This window comes from Bordetella genomosp. 13 (genome assembly GCF_007679965.1).
Lineage (GTDB): Bacteria > Pseudomonadota > Gammaproteobacteria > Burkholderiales > Burkholderiaceae_B > Bordetella.
Map to the genome: position 1 here is coordinate 109,475 of NZ_VEHL01000001.1, position 23,552 is coordinate 133,026.

17 protein-coding genes are annotated in these 23,552 nt (G+C 68.8%); 9 read left to right on the forward strand and 8 right to left on the reverse strand.

What is annotated here, in order from left to right:
* Positions 1–17: 17 nt before the first annotated feature.
* Positions 18–512 (reverse strand): hypothetical protein, encoded by a 495-nt coding sequence (locus FS845_RS00530; RefSeq protein WP_144629865.1) that lies wholly within the window; start codon positions 510–512, stop codon positions 18–20.
* Positions 513–692: 180 nt separating this feature from the next.
* On the opposite strand from FS845_RS00530, the gene FS845_RS00535 reads away from it, so the two are divergent.
* Positions 693–1,760: a hypothetical protein gene (locus FS845_RS00535; protein WP_144629867.1), complete on the forward strand. Its 1,068-nt coding sequence runs from the start codon at positions 693–695 to the stop codon at positions 1,758–1,760.
* Here the strand turns inward: FS845_RS00535 and FS845_RS00540 are convergent.
* The gene (locus FS845_RS00540; RefSeq protein WP_144629869.1) at positions 1,747–2,721 is read right to left on the reverse strand and encodes a Bug family tripartite tricarboxylate transporter substrate binding protein; all 975 of its coding nucleotides are present in this window, start codon (positions 2,719–2,721) and stop codon (positions 1,747–1,749) included. The genes FS845_RS00535 and FS845_RS00540 overlap by 14 nt on opposite strands.
* A 150-nt stretch (positions 2,722–2,871) precedes the next feature.
* Positions 2,872–4,014: an L-talarate/galactarate dehydratase gene (locus FS845_RS00545; protein ID WP_144629871.1), complete on the reverse strand. Its 1,143-nt coding sequence runs from the start codon at positions 4,012–4,014 to the stop codon at positions 2,872–2,874.
* Positions 4,015–4,256: 242 nt separating this feature from the next.
* On the opposite strand from FS845_RS00545, the gene FS845_RS00550 reads away from it, so the two are divergent.
* Both FS845_RS00550 and katG read left to right on the forward strand, forming a co-directional pair.
* The gene (locus tag FS845_RS00550; protein WP_144629873.1) at positions 4,257–5,249 is read left to right on the forward strand and encodes a LacI family DNA-binding transcriptional regulator; all 993 of its coding nucleotides are present in this window, start codon (positions 4,257–4,259) and stop codon (positions 5,247–5,249) included.
* Positions 5,250–5,621: 372 nt separating this feature from the next.
* The gene (gene katG, locus FS845_RS00555; RefSeq protein WP_144629875.1) at positions 5,622–7,883 is read left to right on the forward strand and encodes a catalase/peroxidase HPI; all 2,262 of its coding nucleotides are present in this window, start codon (positions 5,622–5,624) and stop codon (positions 7,881–7,883) included.
* A gap of 13 nt (positions 7,884–7,896) precedes the next feature.
* Here katG and FS845_RS00560 read toward each other — a convergent pair whose 3' ends face one another.
* Both FS845_RS00560 and FS845_RS00565 read right to left on the reverse strand, forming a co-directional pair.
* Complete coding sequence (locus tag FS845_RS00560; RefSeq protein ID WP_186332112.1) at positions 7,897–9,546, reverse strand: methyl-accepting chemotaxis protein; 1,650 nt, start codon at positions 9,544–9,546, stop codon at positions 7,897–7,899.
* A 300-nt stretch (positions 9,547–9,846) separates the two neighbouring features.
* On the reverse strand, positions 9,847–10,752 hold the full coding sequence (locus FS845_RS00565) for a LysR family transcriptional regulator (RefSeq protein WP_144629879.1): 906 nt from the start codon (positions 10,750–10,752) through the stop codon (positions 9,847–9,849).
* Positions 10,753–10,852: 100 nt separating this feature from the next.
* On the opposite strand from FS845_RS00565, the gene FS845_RS00570 reads away from it, so the two are divergent.
* The 4 genes from FS845_RS00570 (at position 10,853) to FS845_RS00585 (ending at position 18,541) form a co-directional block, all read left to right on the forward strand.
* On the forward strand, positions 10,853–14,395 hold the full coding sequence (locus FS845_RS00570; RefSeq protein ID WP_144629881.1) for an indolepyruvate ferredoxin oxidoreductase family protein: 3,543 nt from the start codon (positions 10,853–10,855) through the stop codon (positions 14,393–14,395).
* A gap of 153 nt (positions 14,396–14,548) precedes the next feature.
* On the forward strand, positions 14,549–15,451 hold the full coding sequence (locus FS845_RS00575; RefSeq protein ID WP_144629883.1) for a LysR substrate-binding domain-containing protein: 903 nt from the start codon (positions 14,549–14,551) through the stop codon (positions 15,449–15,451).
* 129 nt (positions 15,452–15,580) lie between these two features.
* A complete protein-coding gene (locus FS845_RS00580) occupies positions 15,581–16,555 on the forward strand; it encodes a Bug family tripartite tricarboxylate transporter substrate binding protein (RefSeq protein ID WP_144629885.1) in 975 nt (324 codons plus the stop codon).
* 3 nt (positions 16,556–16,558) lie between these two features.
* A complete protein-coding gene (locus tag FS845_RS00585; protein ID WP_144629887.1) occupies positions 16,559–18,541 on the forward strand; it encodes an aconitase family protein in 1,983 nt (660 codons plus the stop codon).
* 4 nt (positions 18,542–18,545) lie between these two features.
* Here the strand turns inward: FS845_RS00585 and rraA are convergent, their stop codons facing one another.
* The gene (gene rraA, locus FS845_RS00590; RefSeq protein WP_144629889.1) at positions 18,546–19,124 is read right to left on the reverse strand and encodes a ribonuclease E activity regulator RraA; all 579 of its coding nucleotides are present in this window, start codon (positions 19,122–19,124) and stop codon (positions 18,546–18,548) included.
* On the reverse strand, positions 19,121–19,996 hold the full coding sequence (locus FS845_RS00595; protein ID WP_144629891.1) for a glycosyl transferase: 876 nt from the start codon (positions 19,994–19,996) through the stop codon (positions 19,121–19,123). Before FS845_RS00595 ends, rraA begins: the two co-directional genes overlap by 4 nt.
* Before the next feature lie 398 nt (positions 19,997–20,394).
* On the opposite strand from FS845_RS00595, the gene FS845_RS00600 reads away from it, so the two are divergent.
* Entirely contained in the window at positions 20,395–20,817 is a 423-nt protein-coding gene (locus FS845_RS00600) for a tripartite tricarboxylate transporter TctB family protein (protein WP_144629893.1), read from the forward strand.
* 10 nt (positions 20,818–20,827) lie between these two features.
* Positions 20,828–22,333: a tripartite tricarboxylate transporter permease gene (locus FS845_RS00605; protein ID WP_144629895.1), complete on the forward strand. Its 1,506-nt coding sequence runs from the start codon at positions 20,828–20,830 to the stop codon at positions 22,331–22,333.
* A gap of 102 nt (positions 22,334–22,435) precedes the next feature.
* On the opposite strand, the gene FS845_RS00610 is transcribed toward FS845_RS00605, so the two are convergent.
* Positions 22,436–23,542 (reverse strand): bifunctional nicotinamide-nucleotide adenylyltransferase/Nudix hydroxylase, encoded by a 1,107-nt coding sequence (locus FS845_RS00610; protein WP_144629897.1) that lies wholly within the window; start codon positions 23,540–23,542, stop codon positions 22,436–22,438.
* Between the last annotated feature and the right edge of the window lie 10 nt (positions 23,543–23,552).

Here is a 23,552-nt window from a genome sequence, read left to right on the forward strand (position 1 = left end):
CCCCCTGCGCCCTGCGATCAGAGATACAGCGCGTCCGTGCCGGGCGCGGCCGTCCTCGCACGCTCGGCGAAGCCCTCGTAGAAGAATACGATGTGATCGCCCTCGTCGCCGCCCAGCCGGCCCCGGATCTTGTCGAACGGCATGATCGCCACGCCGAACTCGGGCCTGCCGACGACCAGCACGGGCTTGTCCGCCGCGTCATACCACTGGTAGATCCCGCCGAATTGCCGGTGTGCGACTTCGAGCACGTACGATCCCATGAGGTTGACCAGCGCATCGACTTCCCCGGACGCCATCTGCCCGGTATGCCCGGACGCTTCCGCCAGCATCTCTTCCACGGCGGACAGGCTTTGTTCCGAATAGTCGAGACGCCCCTGCGCGCGCTGCTGGAATCGGGAAACGGCGAGCGCGGCTTTCTCGCGGACCCGGGCCTCGGTGTCTGCCCCCTGGGAGGTGGGCACGGACGCACCAGACGACGAGAACAACTTCTTGAGGAAGCTTGAAATGGTCATGGTTCCGGGGGGGATAGGGGCCAGGGTTGGCGTGCCGTGCATGCGAGGTTATAGGCGGCGGCTCCGATCCTGTCCACAATCGGCATCAATCTGCAAACTTCGATGCGTGCATCTCTCATCCGGCCGCGTGCCGGACACGCGGCCCGGCCTGGTTTAAGTCGCCCGGAAGCGCGGCCGTAGTTGAAGGATGACCTGTGCCCGTCCGGTCCGGCGGCATGGGAATTTGCCGGTCAACGCAATCGGGCGGAGCCAGACATGACGTCGGACTTTTCGATCAAGAAGAATTCAGCGGGGTCGACTGCGCCGTCCTCCGGCACGCAGGCCGACGCCGCCAGGCTGCTCATGTCGGCGGCGCAGGGCGACCAGGAAACCGCGACGCGGTACCTGTCCGCGCGCGTCACGCTCAGCAACGACGCGTTGAACAAGGTGCTGGAATACGGCCAGGCCATATCGCGGCTGTCCACGGACGTGATGGCGTCCAGGAAGGACCTGGCCCGCGCGCGCATCGAAGAGATCAAGAAGCGCATCGAGGTGTTGAAGAAGATGCTCGCGCTGATGGGGCCCGAAGCCGCCAAGGGCGTGCTGCGCGAGATCCGCCAGCTTGCCGGCCAACTCTCGGCGGCGGCTGACACGTTGAAGCAGGGGGCGGGCGCGCCTTCGACGGCGGGCGGTGGCGTCGGCGCCATGCCGGCGCCGATGGCGGATGTGCCGCAGCTCTCCGACAGCGCGACCCCGGTTCAGGCCATGCCCGATGCCGCGGCCGATGCCGGGCAGGGCGATGCGCGCGGCGGCGTCGCCAGCCAAGCCGCGCAGGCCGCGGCCGCGTATGCGAAAGTGAGCGCCACGACGGACGTGGCTACCGACGCGACAACGCAGGCGGGTGCCGGCGAAGCGGCTGCGTCGGGCACGGCGGATGAGGCCAGCGCGGCATCCGGCTTCGACGACGCTGCCACATCGCAGGACGATTCGGCCGAGGAGACCGTCCAGAGCACCGTGGGCAAGGAGCTCGACGCCGCCAACCTGCGTCGCTCGGAAGACCGCCAGCGCGGGGAAGACGCCAGGAACCTGCGCGAGGCGCTGCGCGACCTGAAGGCCCTGCTGGCGCTGGCCAAGCAGAAGGTGGAGCGCGGCGACGAGACGGCTCGCAAGGACGCGGAAGCGTCCGAGGAAACGATCGAGGACACGGTCAAAACAGTGGAGGGCATGGTGACGAGCGATATCGGCATCATGTCCATCAATTCGCCGTGATCTGCCCCACCTCGATCACCTTCTTCCAGCGTGCGAATTCCTCCGCCTGGAACTTGGTGAATTCGGCGGGCGTGTTGCCCACGATCTCGAAGCCCAGTTCCAGCAGCTTGGGCTTCACGGACGGGTCGTTCAGGCTTTCGACGATGCCCTTGCGCAGCTTGTCGCGGATGTCGGTCGGCAAGCCCTTGGGCGCCGCGAAGGCTTGCCACGAGGTCACGGTCACGCCCTTGAAGCCCAGCTCTTCCATCGTCGGCACGTCGGGCAGCAGCGGCGAGCGCTTGGCGCTGGTCACGGCCAGGGCGCGCAGCTTGCCCGATTGCACGTGCGTCAGGCACGTGTTGATGTTGCTGAAGCTGGCGTCCACCTGGCCGCCGATCAGGTCGATGATGGCCGGCGCGCCGCCCTTGTAGGGCACGTGCGTGCCCTTGGTGCGGGTCTCCTGCCAGAAAAGCTCTGCGGTCAGGTGGTCCGACGTGCCGTTGCCGGCCGAGGCGAAGGTCAAGCCGTCCTTGCCCTTGAGCGCGGCCAGCACGTCCTGCACCGAGTTGATCTTCGAGTTGGCGTTGACCACCAGTACGTTGGGCGCCTGCACGGCGACGGTGATGTAGTCGAAGTCCTTCAGCGCGTCGTAGCCGGGGTCCTTGACCAGGTGCGGGCCGATGACGAACGGCCCCAGCGAGGACACCAGGATGGTGCTGCCGTCCGGCGCGGCGCGCTTGGCTTGCGACGTGCCCACGGTGCCGCCCGCGCCCGGGCGGTTCTCGGTGACGAAGGTGCCGCCCAGTTTCTCCTGCAGCTTGGCGCCGACGGTGCGGGAAATCAGGTCGGTGGAGCCGCCCGGCGGAAAGGGCACCAGGAAGGTGACGGGCTTGTTGGGCCAGGGGGCGTTCTGGGCCAGGACGGGCAGGGCCGTCGTGGCGGCGGCCAGGCCCAGTGCGAGGGTGCTCAGCAGGCGTTTCATCTGTCTCTCCGTTGTTGTGCGTCGTGGCGTCTGTGCGCCGATTTCGTGGGATGGCGGCTGGAAGCCACCTGATTCATGGACCGGCTGCGACCACGCCCCGAGGACGCGATGCGTTCGGGGCGTGGTCGGCAAGCCGAAGGTAAAACCTGATCACGCGCGCTTGCCGATCTCGACCTGCTCGCGCGTCCAGCTGCGGGCCTGGTCGCTCAGCGACATGCCCAGGCCGGGGCGCGAGGGCACCAGCATGCGGCCGTCGCGGATCTCCAGGCGCTCGTTGAACAGCGGCTCCAGCCAGTCGAAATGCTCGACCCAGGGCTCGGTCGGGTAGACCGCGGCGAGGTGCACGTGCAGCTCCATGGCGAAGTGCGGGGCCAGCATGCAGCCGGCCTGCTCGGCCTGGCCGAGGATCTTCAGGAAGGGCGTGATGCCGCCCACGCGCGGCGCGTCGGGCTGGATGAAGTCGGCGCCGCGATGGCGGATCAGGTCGAAGTGCTCCGCCGCGCTGGTCAGCATCTCGCCGGTGGCGATGGGCGTGTCGAACGTCGCGGCCAGGGCGGCGTGGCCCTCGTGGTCGTAGGCGTCCAGGGGCTCTTCGATCCACACCAGGTTGAACTGCTCGAAGGTGCGGCACATGCGCTGCGCGGCCGGGCGGTTCCACTGCTGGTTGGCGTCGACCATCAGCGGCACGTCGTCGCCCAGGTGCTTGCGCACGGCCTCGACGCGCTTCAGATCGTGCTGGTGGTCGGGGTGGCCTACCTTCAGCTTGATGCCGCCGATGCCGCGCTCGCGCGAGGCGCTGGCGTTGACCAGCAACTGGTCCAGCGGCGTGTGCAGGAAGCCGCCCGAGGTGTTGTAGCAGGCCACGGAATCGCGGTAGGCGCCCAGCAGCTTGGCCAGCGGCAGCTTGGCGCGGCGCGCCTTCAGGTCGTACAGGGCCACGTCGAAGGCGGCGATGGCCTGCGTGGACAGGCCGCTGCGGCCGACCGACGCGCCGGCCCAGCACAGCTTGGTCCACAGGCGGCCAATGTCGCTGGGATCCTCGCCGATCAGGGTCGGGGCGATCTCTTTCGCATGGGCGAACTGGCCGGGGCCGCCGGCGCGCTTCGAATAGCTCAGGCCCAGGCCCTCGTCGCCGTTCTCCGTCTGCAGTTCGACGAACAGCATGGCGACCTCCGTCATCGGCTTCTGGCGTCCGGTGAACACCTTGGCGTCGCTGATGGGCGTGGCCAGGGGCAGGTAGCAGGAGGAGATGCGCATCCAGGCGATGCGGTCGGCGGGGAATTCGGTGGTCATGGCGATGCGTCCAGGTTGTCTCCGCGGCCCGATCCGGATGGATGGACAACGTTGTCCTTGATGGGTAAATAAAAACACCGGCCGGCCGTGAACAAGGGAAAATCCGCTTCGGAAGGGGCGCGGCGCCCGGATGGACCGGCACACGCACCGTTGCAGCAGCTGACTCGGTAGAATAAGGATAACGTTGTCCATTCGGCCGCGAAAAGTTAGGGAATACCCGTAACCATGATCGGCGGATCGCCATGAAACCCAAATCCATCACCCTGCATGACGTCGCGCGCGAAGCCGGCGTGTCGCTCATCACGGCCTCGCGCGCTCTGAGCAATCCGGGCCGCGTGTCGCAGGCCACCGCCGCGCGCGTGCAGGCGGTGGCCTCTGCGGTGGGCTACGTGCCCAACCTGCTTGCCGGCGGCCTGAAGACGCGCCGCAGCCGCACCGTGGCCGCGCTGGTGCCCATCGTGTCCGTGCCGCAGTTCCTGCCTACCATCCAGGCGTTGACGGCGGCGCTGGACCGCGAGGGCTACCAGCTGATCCTGGGCCAGGCGGGCTACGACCGTGCCCGCGAAGCCGCGCTACTGGACGCGATGATGGGACGGCGCGTGGACGGCATCGTGGTGGCGGGCATGCTGGGCGATTCGCCGGCGGCGCGGCGGCTGCGCCAATCGGACATTCCGGTGGTCGAGACCTGGGAATCCGTCGATGATCCCGTGGACATGGTGGTGGGCTTCTCGCACCAACAGGTGGGCCGGGCGGTGGCCGAGTACTTCCAGGCCAAAGGCTGGACCCGCGTGGGACTGGCCATCGGCGACGACCGGCGCGCGGTCATGCGCGCGGACGCCTTCCGGGAAGCCATGGGCGGCGAGGTGCCCACGGCGGTCGTGCCCGCGCCCAGCAGCGTGGCATCGGGACGGCGCGCCTGTGCGCAACTGCTGGCCAATCACCCGGACCTGCAGGCGATCTGCTGCAGCTCGGACGGCCTGGCCGAGGGCGTGCTGACCGAGGCGCGCGTGCAAGGCCTGCGCGTGCCGCGGGATGTGGCGGTGTGCGGCTTCGGCGGCGCGGATTTCTCGGCGTACCTGGCGCCGTCGTTGACCACGGTGCACGTCGATGGCGCGCGCATCGGCGAGCTGGCGGCGCAGTTGCTGATGGCGCGCTTCGCGGGGCAGGAAGTCGGCGAGCGCACCGTGGACGTGGGATTCGAGATCATCGAGCGCGAGTCGACGCGCGCGGCGTGACGGCGATTCGTCGTGGCGTTTGAATACGCGTCACCCCCGTGTCGGAAACGAGCGTCGCCCAATATGCCGGCGCGCCGTTCGGCGCGCGTTTCCTGACATCCCGATGACTCGTTCCGATAATGCGCGGCTGCGTTTCCCGGTCGATCCGCATAAGGCACGTCACGCCGAAGTCATATACGGCGCAAACCCGATTTTATTTTCTTATCGCGGCGATTGACGCCACCCGTTTTCATAGACAAATGCGGGTTGCCGGCATACCCATCGCCGTTTCCGCGGATGCACGCTTTGTTTTACGCTTCGGGTTTCAAGCGGTCCGCGCATGGCGCGTGCCGCTCTTGCCCCAAGCGTCCGCTGTTCCAGGAGAATGAAAATATGTCGAACGCCCCCAAATGTCCCTTCAATCATGCCGCCGGCGGCGGCACCACCAATCGTGACTGGTGGCCGCAACAGCTGCGACTGGACCTGCTGACCCAGCACTCCGAGAAGTCCAATCCGATGGGCGAGGACTTCGACTATGCCGAAGCATTCAAGAGCCTGGACCTGGCCGCGGTGAAGCAGGACCTGGCGGCGCTGATGACCGATTCGCAGGACTGGTGGCCCGCCGACTTCGGCCACTACGGCCCGCTGTTCGTGCGCATGGCCTGGCACAGCGCCGGCACCTATCGCATCGGCGACGGCCGTGGCGGTGCGGGCCGCGGCCAGCAGCGCTTCGCGCCGCTCAACAGCTGGCCTGACAACGTCAGCCTGGACAAGGCGCGCCGCCTGCTGTGGCCGATCAAGCAGAAGTACGGCTGTAAGCTGTCGTGGGCCGACCTGCTGGTGCTGACCGGCAACGTCGCGCTCGAGACCATGGGCTTCAAGACGCTGGGCTTCGCCGGCGGCCGCGTGGACACCTGGGAACCCGACAACGACGTGTACTGGGGCAACGAGAAGACCTGGCTGGGCGGCGACGTGCGCTACGGCAAGGGCGCCGCGGGCCGCGACGGCAGCGACGACGGCGTGCTGGTGGCCGACGCCCAGATGCATGGCCAGGAAGAGAGCCGCAACGACGACCGCAAGCTCGAGAACCCGCTGGCCGCGGTGCAGATGGGCCTGATCTACGTGAACCCCGAAGGTCCGGACGGCAACCCCGATCCCATCGCCGCCGCGCACGACATCCGCGAGACCTTCGCCCGCATGGCGATGGACGACGAGGAGACCGTGGCGCTGATCGCCGGCGGCCACACCTTCGGCAAGACGCACGGCGCCGGCCCCGCCGACAACGTGGGCGCCGAACCCGAGGCCGCCGACCTGGAGAACCAGGGCCTGGGCTGGAAGAACGCGTTCGGCACCGGCAAGGGCGCGGACACCATCACCAGCGGCCTGGAAGTGACCTGGACCACGACGCCCACGAAATGGGGCAACGGCTTCTTCGCCAACCTGTTCGAATACGAATGGGAACTGACCAAGAGCCCGGCCGGGGCCCACCAATGGGTGGCGAAGGACGCGCAGGAAACCATCCCGCACGCGCACGATGCATCGAAGAAGCTGCTGCCCACGATGCTGACCACCGACCTGTCGCTGCGCATGGATCCGGCCTACGAGAAGATCTCGCGCCGCTTCTACGAGAACCCCGAAGAGTTCGCCGACGCCTTCGCCCGCGCGTGGTTCAAGCTGACCCACCGCGACATGGGTCCGCGCGCCCGCTACCTGGGCCCCGAAGTGCCCGCGCAGGAATTCAACTGGCAGGACCCGATCCCCGCCGTCGACCACGAGCTGGTCGACGAACAGGACGTCGCCGCGCTGAAGCAGAAGATCGCCGCGTCCGGATTGACGGTGTCGCAGCTGGTGTCCACGGCCTGGGCCTCGGCCTCGACGTTCCGCGGCTCGGACAAGCGCGGCGGCGCCAACGGCGCGCGCATCCGCCTGGCTCCGCAGAAGGACTGGGCGGTGAACCAGCCGGAACAGCTGGCGCGGGTGCTGAAGACGCTGGAAGGCATCCAGGCCGAGTTCAACGGCGCGCAGTCGGGCGCCAAGAAGATCTCGCTGGCCGACCTGATCGTGCTGGCGGGCAGTGCCGCCATCGAGCAGGCCGCCGAGAAGGCCGGCCACCGCATCACGGTGCCTTTCGCGCCGGGCCGCATGGACGCGTCGCAGGAACAGACCGACGTGGAATCGGTGGACGCGCTGCAGCCCGTCGCCGACGGCTTCCGCAACTACGTGAAGGCCAAGTTCCGCATCCCGGCCGAGGCGCTGCTGATCGACCGCGCGCAGCTGCTGACGCTGACCACGCCCGAGATGACGGTGCTGCTGGGCGGCCTGCGCGTGCTGGACGTGCACGTGGGCCAGGAAGCGCATGGCGTCTTCACGGATCGTCCCGGGACCCTCACGCCCGACTTCTTCCGCAACCTGTTGGACATGGGTACGCAGTGGAAGCCGGTGACGCCCGAGCGCGACCTGTTCGAAGGCTATGACCGCAAGACCGGCCAGAAGAAGTGGACCGGCACGCGCATCGACCTGGTGTTCGGCGCGCATGCGCAGCTGCGCGCGCTGGGCGAGGTCTATGCCAGCGCCGACGGCGAGCAGAAGTTCGTGCGCGACTTCATCGCCGCGTGGACCAAGGTGATGAACCTGGACCGCTACGACCTGGCGTGACGTAGAACGGCGTTTACGCCGAAGCCAATCGCAATGTGGCGGCCGGCATCTTGCCGGCCGTTTCCATTTCGACCTCGGCGTGTTGCGCGTCGCTGGTCTCGAAGCGGAAGTAGGCCAGCGCCTCGGCCTGCGTGCGCGCCTGTTCCTGCAGAGAGATCGCGGCCGAGGCGGTCTCTTCGACCAGCGCCGCGTTCTGCTGGGTGGCCGTGTCTATCTGCTCGACGGCCGCGTTGATCTGGTCGATGCCGCTGCTCTGCTCGGCATTGGCCTCGGTGATTTCATGGATGATCCGGGAGATCTCGCCCGCGTTGCGCACCATCTCCTGCATGGTTTCCTGCACCTGCTCAGCCAGGCCGCGGCCCTGCTCGACCTGTGCGACCGAGCCGCCGATCAGGTCCTTGATCTCCTTCGCGGCGGTGGCGCTGCGATGGGCCAGCGTGCGCACTTCCGAGGCGACGACGGCGAAGCCCTTGCCCTGCTCGCCCGCGCGCGCGGCTTCCACGGCCGCGTTCAGCGCGAGGATGTTGGTCTGGAAGGCGATGGACTCGATGGTGGTGATGATCTCGCCCATCTTGCCCGACGAGGCGCTGATGCGGTGCATCTGGTCGCGCATCGCTTCCATCATCCTGCCGTTCTGCTGCGCGATGCCGTTGCCCTGCGACACCAGGTGGCTGGCCTTGATCGAGTTCTGCGCGGTCTGGCGCACGGCGGTGGCCAGCTCTTCCATGGCCGACGCGGTTTCTTCCAGCGAGCTGGCCTGCTGCTCGGTGCGGGACGAGAGATCCAGATTGCTTTCGGCGATGTGCGAGGCGCCCGCCGCCACGCCCTGCGCGGCCAGCGAGATCGAGCGCAGGTGCGTCACCAGGCCGTGCTGCATGATGCCCATCGACGCCAGCACGCTGCCTTCGGGGGCGGTGTCGGCGCCGCGGATGGCGGACAGGTCGCCGTGCGCCACGCGGCGCGTGATGCCGACCAGGTCGGCGGGCTCCGCGCCCAGCGCCTGGGTGATGCTGCGCGTGATGGCGATGGCCAGCCCGATCGCGATGGCCAGCGTCGCCACGCAGAGGGCGATGACCCAGTTGCGGTCGAAGGCGTACTGGGCCTGGCGTTCCTCGACGATGGTTTGCAGACGCTGCTCGGTGTAGCTGGCGTAGGCATCGGTGGCGGCGATCAGGCGGGCCAGCATGGGGCGGCACTGCTCGTCGATCATCCTGAAGGCCTCGGCCTGCCGGCCGGCCAGCGCGGCATCGGCGATCTGCAGCGCCAGCGGGCCGTATGCGCTTTCCACCTGGCTGATGGCAGCGATCAGTTCGCGCGTCTTCGGGCTGCTGTCCGCGGCGGTCTCGGCCAGCGAGGTCAGTTGCGACAGGTATTTCTTCACGTCGGCATGGGCGTCGTCGAGGACGCGCTTTTCCTCGGCCTGGACCGAGGGCTGTGTCGTCAACGCCAGGTTGCGGGCGGCGATGGCACGGGCATCGACGGCGGCGCGCACGCGCTCCGCCAGCTTGGCGCGCGCGTCGATGCCTTCGAGATAGTTCGTGAAGCCGGTGTTCACGTGCTGCAAGGCCGTCAGCGACAGCAGGGACACGGCCAGCATCAGGACGAAGATGACGCCGAAGGCGGCCAACAATTTGCTGCGTACGGTGCGGATCTGGACTTTCATCGAAAAGGGTACCTGTGGGGTGGCGGCCGTGCGGCGCGCGCGAAAGACGGTGGATCCTGTCGCCGTTCTCGAGCTAGGCCGCGCCATGACGGCGCACAGGCAGGAGTGCGTTGGGAGTGGCAGGAAATTCTATGGTCAGCACTGTGACACGCTATGACTGAATTGTCACAGATCGTAGAAGATCGCCGATTTTGCAGGATTTTTAGCGCTGGATTCGGAAAAAGTGAGCGCACGCAAACTTGGCGGCCGGAAAGTGGGTAAAAGCCCGTTGTCGTCGGGGCGAATGCTCGTCGGGCCGGCTCAACCGCCGCAGGCGTGGATCATGAACTGCCGGAACGCGTTGGCCGGCTTGGCCAGCGCCGCGCGCGGATGCCAGAGGAGCCCCGCCTCCATCGGCGGCACGGCGTCGGCCAAGGGGACGGCGTCGATCTTCTTGCCTTCCAGCGACCACGGGCGATAGACCATGTCCGACAGCACCGTCACGCCGAAGCCATGGGCCACCAGCCCGCGCAGCGCTTCCATCGAACGGGTGCGGAACGCGATGTCCGGCGCCGCGCCATGCTTGCGCCAATACCCCAGCGTCGACTGTTCGCCCTCGTCCATTTCCAGCAGGATGTAGGGATAGCCGGCCACGTCGGCCAGCGTGGGAGCGGGCAGCGCCTGCAAGGGATGGTCCGACGCCGTCCAGAGCTGGCGGCGCGATTTCACCAGCACGTGGTGGCCGAAGCGCGAACGCCGCTCCATGTTGGAGATGAGCGCCACGCCCAGTTCCACGTCGCCGCTGCCGACGGCGGCCTCGATGTCCGGGCGGTCCATGTCGATCAGGTCCAGCACGACGTCGGGATAGCGGCGCCGGAAACGCGCCAGCAGCTCGGGCAGGAAGTAGCCCAGCACGGTGTACGAGGCGGCGATGCGCACCGAGCCGCGCAGCGCGTAGCGCTGGAAGCCGGGCTCGCGCAGGGCATCGTCCAGCGTGTCCAGCACCTCGCGCACGCGCTGGTGGAAGTGATGGCCCTCCGGCGTCAGCGTGACGCCGTGCGGATGGCGGTCGAACAGGCGCACGCCCAGTTGCGCCTCCAGGGCCAGTACCGCGTTGGTGACCGCCGACTGCGACACGTGTTCGTCGGCGGCGGCCATGGACAGCCGGCCGGTGCGCGCCGCGGCGGCGAAGTAGCGGAGCTGGCGCAGGCTGACGTCCCGGGTCATGTGTTTTCTATATATCTGGTACTTGAATATATGAATATACGATGCCTGTCGGGGTTCCTACACTGCCTCGCAGAGCCTTTAAGGCCTCGAGGAGACCCGCATGAACGCCCCGCTGCCCGCCGCCGTCCTGGCGGCCGCCGATCCATCGTCCAACCCCCCCGCCGCATTGCAGACGGGCCGCCTGTACCTCAGCGGCACGCAGGCGCTGGCGCGCCTGCCCCTGTTGCAGAAGGCCCGCGACCGGGCCGCCGGGCTGAACACTGCCGGCTACGTGTCGGGCTATCGCGGCTCGCCGCTGGGCGGCCTGGACCAGGCGCTGTGGAAGGGGCGGCGCGATCTGCAGGCGCACGACGTCGTCTTCCAGCCTGGCCTGAACGAGGACCTGGCCGCCACGGCCGTGTGGGGCAGCCAGCAGCTGGGCCTGTTCCCGGGCGCCACGCGCGATGGCGTGTTCGGCATGTGGTACGGCAAGGGACCGGGCGTGGACCGGTCCATCGACGTGCTGAAGCACGCCAACTCGGCCGGCACCGCGCCGCATGGCGGCGTGCTGCTGCTGGCAGGCGACGACCACGCCGCGAAATCGTCGTCGGTGGCGCACCAGTCCGAGCACGTGCTGATCGCCAGCGGCATCCCGGTGCTGTATCCCGCCAACGTGCAGGAATACCTGGACTATGGGCTGCATGGCTGGGCCATGAGCCGCTACACCGGCCTGTGGGTGGCGATGAAGTGCGTGACCGACGTGGTGGAATCCAGCGCGTCGGTGCAGTTCGATCCCGCGCGCGTGCAGCCCGTGCTGCCGGCCGATGCCCTGCCCGAGGGCGGCCTGAACATCCGCTGGCCCGATACGCCCCTGGCGCAGGAGGCGCGCCTGCTGGATCACAAGTGGTATGCCGCGCTGGCCTACGTGCGCGCCAACAAGCTCAACCGCGTGGTGCTGGACAGTCCCGAGGCGCGCTTCGGCATCATGACCGCCGGCAAGGCCTATCTGGACGTGCGGCAGGCGTTGAACGACCTGGGCCTGGACGAGGACGCCTGCCAGGCCGCGGGCATCCGGCTGCTGAAGGTGGGCTGCATCTGGCCGCTGGACGCGCAGGACGCGCGCGCCTTCGCCACGGGGCTGAAAGAGATCCTGGTGGTGGAGGAGAAGCGCCAGATCCTGGAATACGCGTTGAAGGAAGAGCTGTACAACTGGCGCGACGACGTGCGGCCGCGCGTGTACGGCAAGTTCGACGAGCGCGACAACGGCGGCGGCGAATGGTCGACGCCGCGCGGCGGCTGGCTGCTGCCGGCACGCTACGAGCTGTCGCCCGCGCTGATCGCGCGCGCCATCGCCGCGCGGCTGGACAAGGCCGACCTCCCCGAGGCCCTGCGCGCGCGCATCGCCGCCCGCCTGGCGGTGCTGGACGCGAAGGAGCGCGAGGCCCGCCGGCCCACGCTGGTGGAAGAACGCAAGCCGTGGTTCTGTTCGGGCTGTCCGCACAACACGTCCACCCGCGTGCCCGAGGGCTCGCGCGCGGTGGCGGGCATCGGCTGCCATTACATGGCCATGTGGATGGACCGCAATACCGACACCTTCAGCCAGATGGGCGGCGAAGGCGTAGCCTGGCTGGGGCAGAAGGATTTCACGTCGGAACGCCACATCTTCGCCAACCTGGGCGACGGCACGTACTTCCATTCGGGCCTCCTGGCGATACGCGCCGCCATCGCTGCCAAGGCCTCGATCACCTACAAGATCCTCTACAACGACGCGGTGGCGATGACGGGCGGGCAGCCCGTGGACGGCACGCTGACGGTGCCCGGCATCGCCGCGCAGATGCTGGCCGAAGGCGTGACGCGAGCCGTCGTGGTGACGGACGAGCCCGACAAGTACGTGGGGGCGCTGGCCCTGCCCGCCGGCATCGCCGTGCATCACCGCAACGCGCTGGACGAGGTGCAGCGCGCGCTGCGCGAGGTGCCGGGCACCACGGTGCTGATCTACGACCAGACCTGCGCCACCGAGAAGCGCCGCCGCCGCAAGCGCGGCGAGTACCCTGATCCGCCCCGGCGCGCCTTCATCAATGCGGCCGTGTGCGAAGGCTGCGGCGATTGTTCGGTGCAGTCCAACTGCCTGTCGGTGGAGCCGCTGCCCACGCCCATGGGGACCAAGCGCCGCATCAACCAGTCGTCATGCAACAAAGACTATTCGTGCGTCGAGGGCTTCTGCCCCAGCTTCGTCACGGCCGAGGGCGCGGTGCCGCGCAAGGCAGGCGCGGCGTACGGCGGGCCGGGCCTGGCCGAGGCGCCGCTGCCCGATGCCACGCGCATCGCCGAGGGCGCGGCCTATCGGCTGGTGGTGGCGGGCGTCGGCGGCACGGGCGTGGTGACGATAGGCGCGCTGCTGGGGACGGCCGCGCACATCGAGGGCAAGGGCGTCACCGTGCTGGACATGGCGGGCCTGGCGCAGAAGGGCGGCGCGGTGCTCAGCCACGTGCAGCTGGCCAACCGGCCCGAAGACCTGCAGGCCACGCGCGTGGCGATGGGACAGGCGGACATGGTGATCGGCTGCGACGCGCTGGTGGCGGCCTCGCCCGACGTGCTGTCGCGCATCCGTCCCGAGGGCGGCCGCGCGGTGGTCAACAGCACCGCGGCGCCTACCGCGTCCTTCCTGGCGCAGCCCGACTGGCGATTTCCCGGCGGACGCGCGGAAGACGCGCTGCGCGCCAGCACGGGCGGCCGTTGCGATTTCATCGAGGCCGGGCCGCTGGCCGAGGCGCTGCTGGGCGACAGTCTCTATGCCAATCCCATGCTGCTGGGCTATGCGTGGCAGAAGGGCGGCGTGCCGCTGGCGCTGGAGAGCCTGCGCGCCGCCATCGAGCGCAACGGCGTGGCGGTGCAGAAGAACCTGGCGGCGTTCGAGCTGGGCCGGCAGGCCGCGCATCATGGCGCACAGGCCTTGCGGCCGCCGCGCCAGGCGGCGGTGGCCGCACTGCCCGAGTCGCTGGACGGCACGATACGGCGCCTGGCGGCGCATCTGACGGCCTATCAGAATGCCGCGTATGCGCAGCGATACGTGGACGCGGTGGCGGCGGTGCGCGCGCGCGAGGCCGGCTTGGCGGTAGCGCGCGACCTGCCGGTGACGCGCGCGGTGGCGCGCAACCTGGCCAGGTTGATGAGCTACAAGGACGAGTACGAGGTGGCGCGCCTGCATGGCGATCCCGCCTTCATGCAGAGCCTGCGCGAGCAGTTCGAGGGAGAGCCGGGCAAGGATTACCGGCTGACGTACCACCTGGCGCCGCCCGCCATCGCGCCGCGCGATGCCCGCGGCCGCCTGCGCAAGCGTGCGTTCGGGCCGTGGGTGGAGTGGGCCTTTCGCGCGCTGGCGCCGATGAAGCGGCTGCGCGGCACGCCGCTGGACGTGTTCGGCTGGACGGCCGAGCGCCGAATGGAGCGCCGGCTGGCCGACGAATACCTGGCGCTGTGCGAGGAGTTCTCGCGCACGCTGGACGCCGCCAATGCGGATGCGGCCTTGGCACTGGCGGAGCTGCCGGACGGCATTCGGGGTTATGGCCACGTGAAGGAGCGCAACGTGGAACGGGCCGAGCAGCGGCGCGAGGCATTGCTGGCGACATATCGCGCGGGGCGCGGGATTGCATTGGCGGCGTAGCCGTCGCGATGGCGCGCGGCGTCCGGCGGCAGCGACGGCGACCGGAGGCGGCCCCGGGGGGCGGGTGCCGGGCAGGCGCGCCGATGGCCTCGCGCGCAAGATAGTACGATCGGCCGTCTATCAACGACGGCCGCGCGGCGCCCGGGCCCAGCCATGGAAAACATCCTTCGCAGACTCGACTTCACTTCGCTGCGCCTGTTCGTGGCGGTGTGCCAGGAAAACAGCATCGCGCGCGCGGCGGAGCGCGAGTTCATCGCGCCGTCGGCGGTCAGCCGCCGCATCGCCGAGATGGAATCGCTGGTCGGCCTGCCGCTCATCCAGCGCCACGCGCGCGGCGTCAACGTCACGCCCGCGGGCCAGGCCGTGCTGCGCCATGCGCGGCAGATCATCGGCGACGTCGAGTCCATGGCCGCCGAGCTGTCGCGCCTGTACGCGGGCGTGAAGGGCCGCGTGCGCGTGGTGGCCAACCTGTCGGCCATCGTGCAGTTCCTGCCCGAGGACGTGGCCGCCTTCCAGCGCCTGTTTCCCGAGGTCGACATCGACCTGGAAGAGCAGCACAGCCCCGACGTGCTGCGCCTGGTGCGCGAGCGCGACGCCGACTTCGGCATCTGCAATCGCGTGGCCGACCTGCATGGCCTGCAGTCGCGGCCCTACCGGCGCGATCGCCTGGCCGTGATGCTGCCGTCGGGGCATCCCCGTGCCGCGAACCGGCAACTGGCCCTGCGCGACATCGCGCAGGAGACCTTCGTGGGGCTGCGCGAGAACAGCGCGCTGACGCAGCTGCTGGCCGTGCAGGCCCAGGCATTGGGCGCGACGCTGGCCGTGAAGATACGCGTGGCCAGCCTGGACGCGCTGTGCCGCATGACGCACACCGGCCTGGGCATCGCGGTGATGCCGCAGCAGGTGGCGGAGATGTACATGCAGGCGCTGGACGTGGCGGTGGTTCCGTTGGCCGACGCCTGGGCCCAGCGCGAGATCTGCATCGTGTTTCCCGCCGAGGACACGCTGTCCGCCACGGCCGGCACGCTGGTGCGGTTCCTGTCGCAGCCCGCCTGAGCCATCTCGGTTCGCGACGGCTGGCCTGCCGAATCGGCACTTCGGCGGCATGCCTGCCGCTACGTATAGTCGAGTCCTTGCACGACGGCACGGGGCGTCAGACCCCGCCGCGACACCAAGGAGACACGGATGACCATCGCCAGATTCGTGGCGGGCTGTACGCTCGCCTGCAGCGCCCTGTTGCAGGGGCCGACGGCCGCCGCGGCGGACTACCCCGACCGCCAGATCCGCCTGATCGTGCCCACCTCGCCCGGCTCGACCGCCGACGTGGTCGCGCGCGTGGTGGCCGACGCGCTGGGCAAGTCGCTGGGACAGCCCATGATCGTGGAAAACCTGTCGGGCGCGGCCGGCATTCCGGGCACGCGCCAATTGGTGTCGGCCAGGCCGGACGGCTACACCCTGGCCATGGTGTCGTCCAACCATGCCATCAATCCCAGCCTGTACCGCAGCATGCCGTATGACACGGTGCGCGACATCACGCCGGTGTCCGTCGTCGGCACGACGCCGCTGGTGCTGGTCACGGCCAAGGATTCGCCGTACCGCAGCGTGGCCGACCTGCTGAAGGCCGCGAAGGCCGAGCCGGGCAGGATCAACTATGGCTCATCGGGCACGGGCAGCGTGCTGCACCTGGCCGGCGAACTGCTGAAATCCCGGGCCGGCGTGGACATGATGCACATCCCGTACCGCGGCGGCAATGCGCTGATCACCGACGTGATGTCCGGCCAGGTGCAGACGGCCTTTCTTGCCGTGCCCTCGGTGATCGCGCAGGTGCAGGCGGGCCAGCTGCGCGCGCTGGCCGTCAGCACGCCCGAGCGCGTGCCGGTGCTGCCCGACGTGCCGACGCTGGCGCAATCCGGCGTGCCCGGCTACGCCTACGATGCGTGGATCGCGCTGATCGGCCCGGCGAAACTGCCGGCCGACGTGGTGCGCAAGCTGCAGGCCGCCACGCAGCAGGCCATGCAGGACAAGACCGTGCTGGCCACGCTGCAGCCGCAGGGCTTCGTGGCGCAGGGCGGCACCACGGAACAGGCGGCGCAGACACTGGCCGCGGAGATCACCAGGACGCGGTCGCTGGTGACGGCCGCGGGCATTTCTCCCGAGTAGTCCATGCCGGAAACATCGATCATCGACGGCCCCGTCCGCATCCTGTTCCTGTCGCGCGATCCCGCGCGCATCGCCGCGCAACTGGCGGGGCAACGGCTGGACGCGGCGCAGGCCGGCCCATTGCGCGACGACATCTCGACCGACGAGATCACGCCGGTCCCTATCCTGACGCACTTCGACCAGGCGCTGGGGCGCTATCCCTACACCGGCCTGCAGACGGACGGCCAGAAGCCCATCGGCGTGGATGCCATCCGGTCTTGCGGCATCAACGTGGTGGTGGGCGGCAAGCGCTATGGCAAGGGCTCGTCGCGCGAGCACAGCCCCATGGCCGAGAAATCGGCCGGCGTGCGGCTGGTGATCGCGGAAAGCTTCGAGCGCATCTACCGGCAGAATGCCGACAACATCGGGCTGTACACCAGCACGGACATGGGCCTGTTGCCGCGCCTGCTGCGCGGCGAGACGATAGCCGTGGACGAGATCGTCGCGGGCCGCGACGGCCTGGCGGCCGCGGTCGTCCATGCGGGCGGGCTGCTGGCCTTCGGTCAGGCGCACCTGCGCGATACCGCGCCGACCGATGCGCGGGACGACCCGGACGCGCCGCCGCGCACGCTGTTCGAGAAGATCGTGCGGCGCCATCTGCTGCGCACGCCGGTGACCTCGACCGATCCCGCGACCGGCGACGGCGTCTTCGTGCGCGCCGACTGGCGCTTCATCCACGAGTACTACACGGGCATGGCCAGCCACATGCTGCACGCCCGCTTCGGCCGGCCGCTGCGGCTGGTGGACACGGACCGCATCGTGGTGTTCGAGGACCACACCTCGTACGTCGAGGAAAGCCCCAACCACGTGCGCGCCGGCATCGTGCCGAACGTCTGGGCCATGTGCCAGGCGCAGCGCGACTTCGTGCGCGACTATGGCCTGCGGCAGCACCAGACGCTGACCGAGGCGCAGGCCGCCGCCGACCCGGGCACCAACGTGGCCGGCATCTCGCACGCCATGATGGCCGAGCATTACGCGCTGCCCGGCCAGGTGGTGGTGGGCACCGACTCGCACACGCCGCACAGCGGCGCGCTGGGCTGCGTGGCCTTCGGCGTGGGCACCACCGACATGGCCAATGCCTTCGTCACCGGGGCCGTGCGCCTGACCATGCCGGATTGCCTGCGCGTCGCGCTGGACGGCGCCCTGCCGCCTGGCGTGACGGCCAAGGACGTGGTGCTGCATCTGCTGGCCCTGCCCGAGATCCGCGCTGGCGCCGGCGTGGGCAAGGTGTTCGAGTTCACCGGGCAGGCCGTCGCGGGGATGTCCATCGACGAGCGCGCCACGCTGACCAACATGACGGCGGAGCTGGGCGGGCTGACCGGCATCGTGGCGCCGGACGCCGAAACGGTGCGCTTCCTGCGCGAACGGCGCGGCGTGCAGGCGCGGATCGAACCATGGATGCACAGCGATCCGCACGCCGTCTATGCGCTGGAGCTGCGCGTGGACTGCGGCGCGCTGGAGCCGATGGTGGCGGCGCCGGGCGATCCGGGCAACGGCATGGCGCTGTCACGCCTGGCGGTGCGGCCCCGCGTCGACATCGCCTACGGAGGCTCTTGCACGGCCGGCAAGCGCGAGGACTTCGACCATTACCACGACGTGCTGGCGTGGGCGGTGCGGCGGGGCCTGCGCCTTCCAGGCGGCGTGACGCTGTTCCTGCAGTACGGCACGACGGCGGTGCGCGACTACTGCGTGGCGCGCGGCTACGACCGGACCTTTGCCGCGGTGGGCGCGCGCATCCTGCAGCCGTCCTGCGGCGCCTGCGCCAACTGCGGACCGGGCTCGTCGACCGAGCCGTCGCAGGTCACCGTGAGCGCCATCAATCGCAATTTTCCGGGCCGCTCGGGGCCCGGCAACGTGTGGCTGGCCAGCCCCCTGACCGTGGCGGCCAGCGCCCTGGCGGGCGAGCTGGCGTCGTATGCCGAGCTGAAGGCCCGGCATCCCGACTGAGGACTCAGGCGGCCGGCTTGCCTTCGGTATGCCGGCGCGCCAGCACGACGATGCCGTCCTCGTCGGCATACAGCCATTGGCCGCTGCGCACGGTAATGCCGTGCAGCGTGACCTGCGGGCCCGCCGCGACGGTGGGCATGGAGGCGGCGCGGTTGGGCACGGCGTTCAGCGCGTGGATGCCCACCGGCATGCGGGCCAGTTCGCGCACGTCGCGCACGTGGCCATGGATGACGACGCCGCTCCAGCCGTTCTGCACCGCGATGCCGGCCATGCGGTCGCCCAGGATGGCGGCGGCCGACGAACCCCCGCCGTCGACCAGCAGCACCTTGCCGTGTCCCGGCTCGGCCAGCAGCGTGGCCAGCGATACGCCGCCGCCGCCGTCGGGCGCGGGCACGGCGACGACCTGCCCGAAGTACCAGGAGCGCCCGCCGAACGCGCGATAGGCGGGCGGGAAGATGCGCAATTCCAGGGAAGGATCGTTCAGCGCCAGATCGCACAGGTCCGCGGTGGACCAGGTGGCGTCGGGCGTATTGCGATAGTCGGGCGGGATGAAGGTGTTGGACATGTTCGACGGAGTGTTCACGCGGATAGCCGCGCGATGCGCGCCGTCAGCTTCTGCAGCAGGCCGCGCGGCTTGGCCTGGCGGGAGCCCACGTAGTGTTTCTGGCTGGCCTTGTTGAACGGGCCGAACGGGACGCCGTTGCGGTAGTCGTCCAGGCTGAAGCCGGCGTCCAGCGCCTCTTCGTAGTACTGCTCGAACAGCGCGGCCAGGTCTTGCCGCGCATGCGGCACGATCTGCCCGTCGAACCAGTGGCGGCGGCCCTCGGCCTGCAGGCGCGGCAGGGCATGGCGATGCGAGAACTGGGTGCCCATGTCGGAATAGTGCAGGATGCGGATTTCGTCCAGCGGCAGGCCCTCGCCGTCGATGCAGTTGTAGCGGGCATCCATGGGCTGGATGAGCTCGGGATGCTCGACCAGCAGGCGCTTCATCTTGCGATGCGCGTGGCGGTCGGTGCGCAGCGATTCCAGCGTGGGCAGGTGCTTGCGCGCGCGTTCGCAATCCCACAGCGACACGCAGAACAGCCAGCCGTCCTGGCCGCGGCGCCTGCCCGTGAGGATGGTGCCTTCGGCCATGGGCATGTCCCAGAGTTCGGCCAGGTCGCAGCGCACCAGCATGTCGGCGTCCATGTACAGGGCACGGCCCTGGTAGCCACAGGCGGCGGGCACGGCCCAGCGGAAGGCGGAGAACGGCGTCGCCCAGTTGCCGGTGCGCCAGCCTTCGCCGTCTTCGGGATCGCTGTACCAGGGGCTGGCGGGATCGCGCGACAGGCGCATCCACGTGATTTCGACGGGGCGCGAGGTGTGTTTGCGTGCGCTGTAGTCGAGCACCATCATCTGCTCGAGATCGCAGTCATTGGGGTCGCACCCCACGAAAATCTTGATGGCGCCGCTCATTTTTCCTCCGCTGGTGGTGGCTTGATGCCGATCCCGCAATCGGTTATTGCGCCATGAATCGATGCCTACGGCAAGGGCCGATCCCGACAGCGGGCAGGGGATGTTGCCTTTATCCAAATTCGCCGCAACCGTGTAATCCCCAATCCCCCTATTCCAATTTGGAATCCGGAGGGGTGAAAACACCCTGCGAAATCATGGGCTTGCGGGTTCTCAGGCCAAAACATGTCACGTACCATCCCTGCTTTCCTGCGGCTTTCATCCACGAAAGATAGATGAAAGTTCAGGCAACACGGCGTAGTGCGCAATCCGGCTTGGTCCGCCCGGCGGTTTTACCGGAGCGCCCCATCCATGGAGACAGCGGTTTGATAAGAAACAAACAAGACTTTTGGTCCGGCGTGATGTTCATCGCCCTGGGCTGTGGGTTTTCGCTGCAGGCCACCCAGTACAGCATGGGTACGGCGGCACGCATGGGCCCGGGTTATTTCCCTTTCTGGCTCGGCATGGTGCTGGCGCTGATGGGCGCGGTGGTCATGCTGGGCGCGTTGGCGAAGAAGGCCACGGAAACCACCGTCGACCGCTTCGACTTCCGCATCCTGGCGCTGGTCGTCGGGTCGGTCATCCTGTACGGAGTGCTGCTGCAGTACCTCGGGCTGTACCTGTCCGTCTTCATCCTGGTCGTGGTCAGCAGCTTCGCCAGCCACGAATTCAACTGGAAGGTCGCCGTCGCCAACGGCCTCTTCCTGGTCCTGTTCTCGTACATCGCGTTCATCCGCGGGCTGGGCCTGATCTTTCCGCTCTGGCCGAGCGTGCTGAGCAACTGAGGAGCGAGATATGGAACTGTTCGATCACCTGATGCTCGGGTTCTCGGTGGCGGTCACGCCCGAGAACCTGCTGTATGCCTTCCTGGGCTGCCTGCTGGGCACGCTGGTCGGCGTGCTGCCGGGCCTGGGCCCCGTGCCCACCATCGCGATGCTGCTGCCGATCACGTACGTGCTGCCCCCGGTGGCCGGCCTGATCATGCTGGCCGGCATCTACTACGGCACGCAGTACGGCGGCTCGACCACGGCCATCCTGGTCAACCTGCCTGGCGAGACGTCGGCGGTGGTGACCGTGCTGGACGGCCACCAGATGGCGCGCAACGGCCGGGCCGGCGCGGCGCTGTCGCTGGCGGCGGTGGGCTCGTTCTTCGCGGGCAGCGTCGCGACAATGCTGCTGGCGGCCTTCGCGCCGCCGCTGGCCGAAGTGGCTTTCGCGTTCGGTCCCGCCGAGTACTTCTCGCTGATGGCGCTGGGCCTGATCGGCGCGGTGGTGCTGGCCTCGGGCTCGCTGCCCAAGGCGATCTGCATGATCCTGCTGGGCCTGCTGCTGGGCATGGTGGGCACCGACGTCAACTCGGGCGTGGCCCGCTACGACTTCGGCATTCCCGAGCTGCAGGACGGCATCGACTTCGCCGTCGTGGCCATGGGCGTGTTCGGCCTGGCCGAGATCATGGCCAACCTGGAGCAGAAGGAAAACCGCGTCGAGATCTCCGACAAGATGGGCTCGCTGTATCCCAGCAAGCAGGAGATCCGCGAAGCCGCGCCCGCCATCCTGCGCGGCACGGCGCTGGGGTCGGCGCTGGGCATCCTGCCGGGCGGCGGTTCGGTGCTGTCGGCGTTCGCGTCGTACACGCTGGAAAAGAAGATCTCGAAGAATCCCGAGCGCTTCGGCAAGGGCCATCCGGCCGGCCTGGCGGGTCCCGAGTCCGCCAACAACGCGGGCGCGCAGACCTCGTTCATCCCGCTGCTGACCCTGGGCATCCCGGGCAACGCGGTGATGGCGCTGATGGTGGGCGCGATGACCATCCACAACATCCAGCCCGGCCCGCAGGTCATGACCAGCCACCCGGAACTGTTCTGGGGCCTGATCGCCTCGATGTGGATCGGCAACCTGATGCTGGTGGTGCTGAACCTGCCGCTGGTGGGCATCTGGGTCAAGCTGCTGAAAGTGCCCTACCGCATGCTGTTCCCGGCCATCCTGGTGTTCTGCACCATCGGTGTGTACTCGCTGAACTACAACACCTTCGACATCTTCATGTTCGCCGCCTTCGGCATCGTGGGATACCTGTGGAGCAAGCTGGGCTGCGAAGGCGCGCCGCTGCTGCTGGGCCTGGTGCTGGGACCGATGATGGAAGAGAACTTCCGCCGCGCGCTGCTGCTGTCGCGAGGAGACTTCTTCACCTTCGTCGAGCGTCCTCTGTCGGCCTCGCTGCTGGGCGCCGCGGCCGTCCTGCTGATCCTGGTGGCCCTGCCGGCCCTGCGCAAGAAGCGGGAAGAAGCATTCGTCGACGCAGATTGACACCGCCCGCGAAGGCATAGAACAAAGCTGTTTGCAGTTGGCTCCTGGCTCGGGCGCGTGTTGCACGCCCCGGGCTTCTTTTTTTGTCCGGCGCGCGCGTGCCTAGCGCGTGATGCCCAGGAAATGATCCAGCATGTGGAAGTGGTCGTCGTGGAAGCGGTCCTCCATGCCGGACAGATCCGAAATCGGCACCCACTGCGCCAGCTGCGCGTCGTCGTCGGCCTGCACGTCGGGAAGCGGTCGGTCGCCCAGGTCGAAATAGAACGCGTGCGAGATCGTGCGGCCGCGCTGGCTGCGGTCGGGGTGGTCGAACACGGCCTGGCCCTTCAGCGATGCCTGCATGCTGGCTTCCAGCAGGCCCAGCGTGGTTTCTTCGCGCAGCTCGCGCAGGGCGGATTGATAGGCCGTCTCGCGCTGCTCGATGAAGCCGCCGGGCACGGCGTACAGCCCCACGCCAGGCGGCTGGCCACGCTTGATGAGCAGCACGCGGCCGGCGCAGCGCACGATGCTGTCCACGGTGACGAACACGGGCGGATAGGGCGCCGCCGACCAGGCCTGTTTGTAGGTACGCAGCATCTGCCATTCGCGCGCCAGCGCGGGATAGTAGGGCAGCGCGGCCCAGGCGCGCAGGAAATCCAGTGTGCTGGCGGGGGCGACGGGGCGCAGGGCGGCCAGGGCGGGTTCCAGGCTGAAGCCTGCCGTGCCTGTGCCATGGACCTTGCCGCTGGCCGCTGCCGTACCTGCCGCACCGAACAAGGCATCGCGTATGTGCACCGCGTCCACCGGATCGGAGCGCTCCACCGCGTGCAGCGTCCAGCCCGGAAAGCGGCCGAGATAGCCGCTGGTGGCGTCCTTGAAGTGGCCGACCAGCGACACCGCGGGCTTGGCCGCCAGGCCTAGTCGCGTGCCCAGGCCGGCCACGTCGGCCCGCACCGCCTCGACCCAGCGGGCTTCGTCGTAGTAGTCGCGTATGGGCAGGAAGTGCACGCGGGCTCGGTCGGCCTCGGGCAGGGCCAGGCGGATGATGTCGGCGCGCTCCTGCCACGTGAAGGGATTCTTCGGCGTGCGCGCCTGGTGGGCCGAGCCGATGACCACGGCGACGTGGGCGGCCAGGTCCAGTGCCTGCCGAAGCAGGGCCAGGTGGCCGTTGTGCAGGGGCTGGAAGCGGCCGATGTAGACGGCGATGTCGGTGCGGGAGGCAGCGGTCATGGAATCTGCT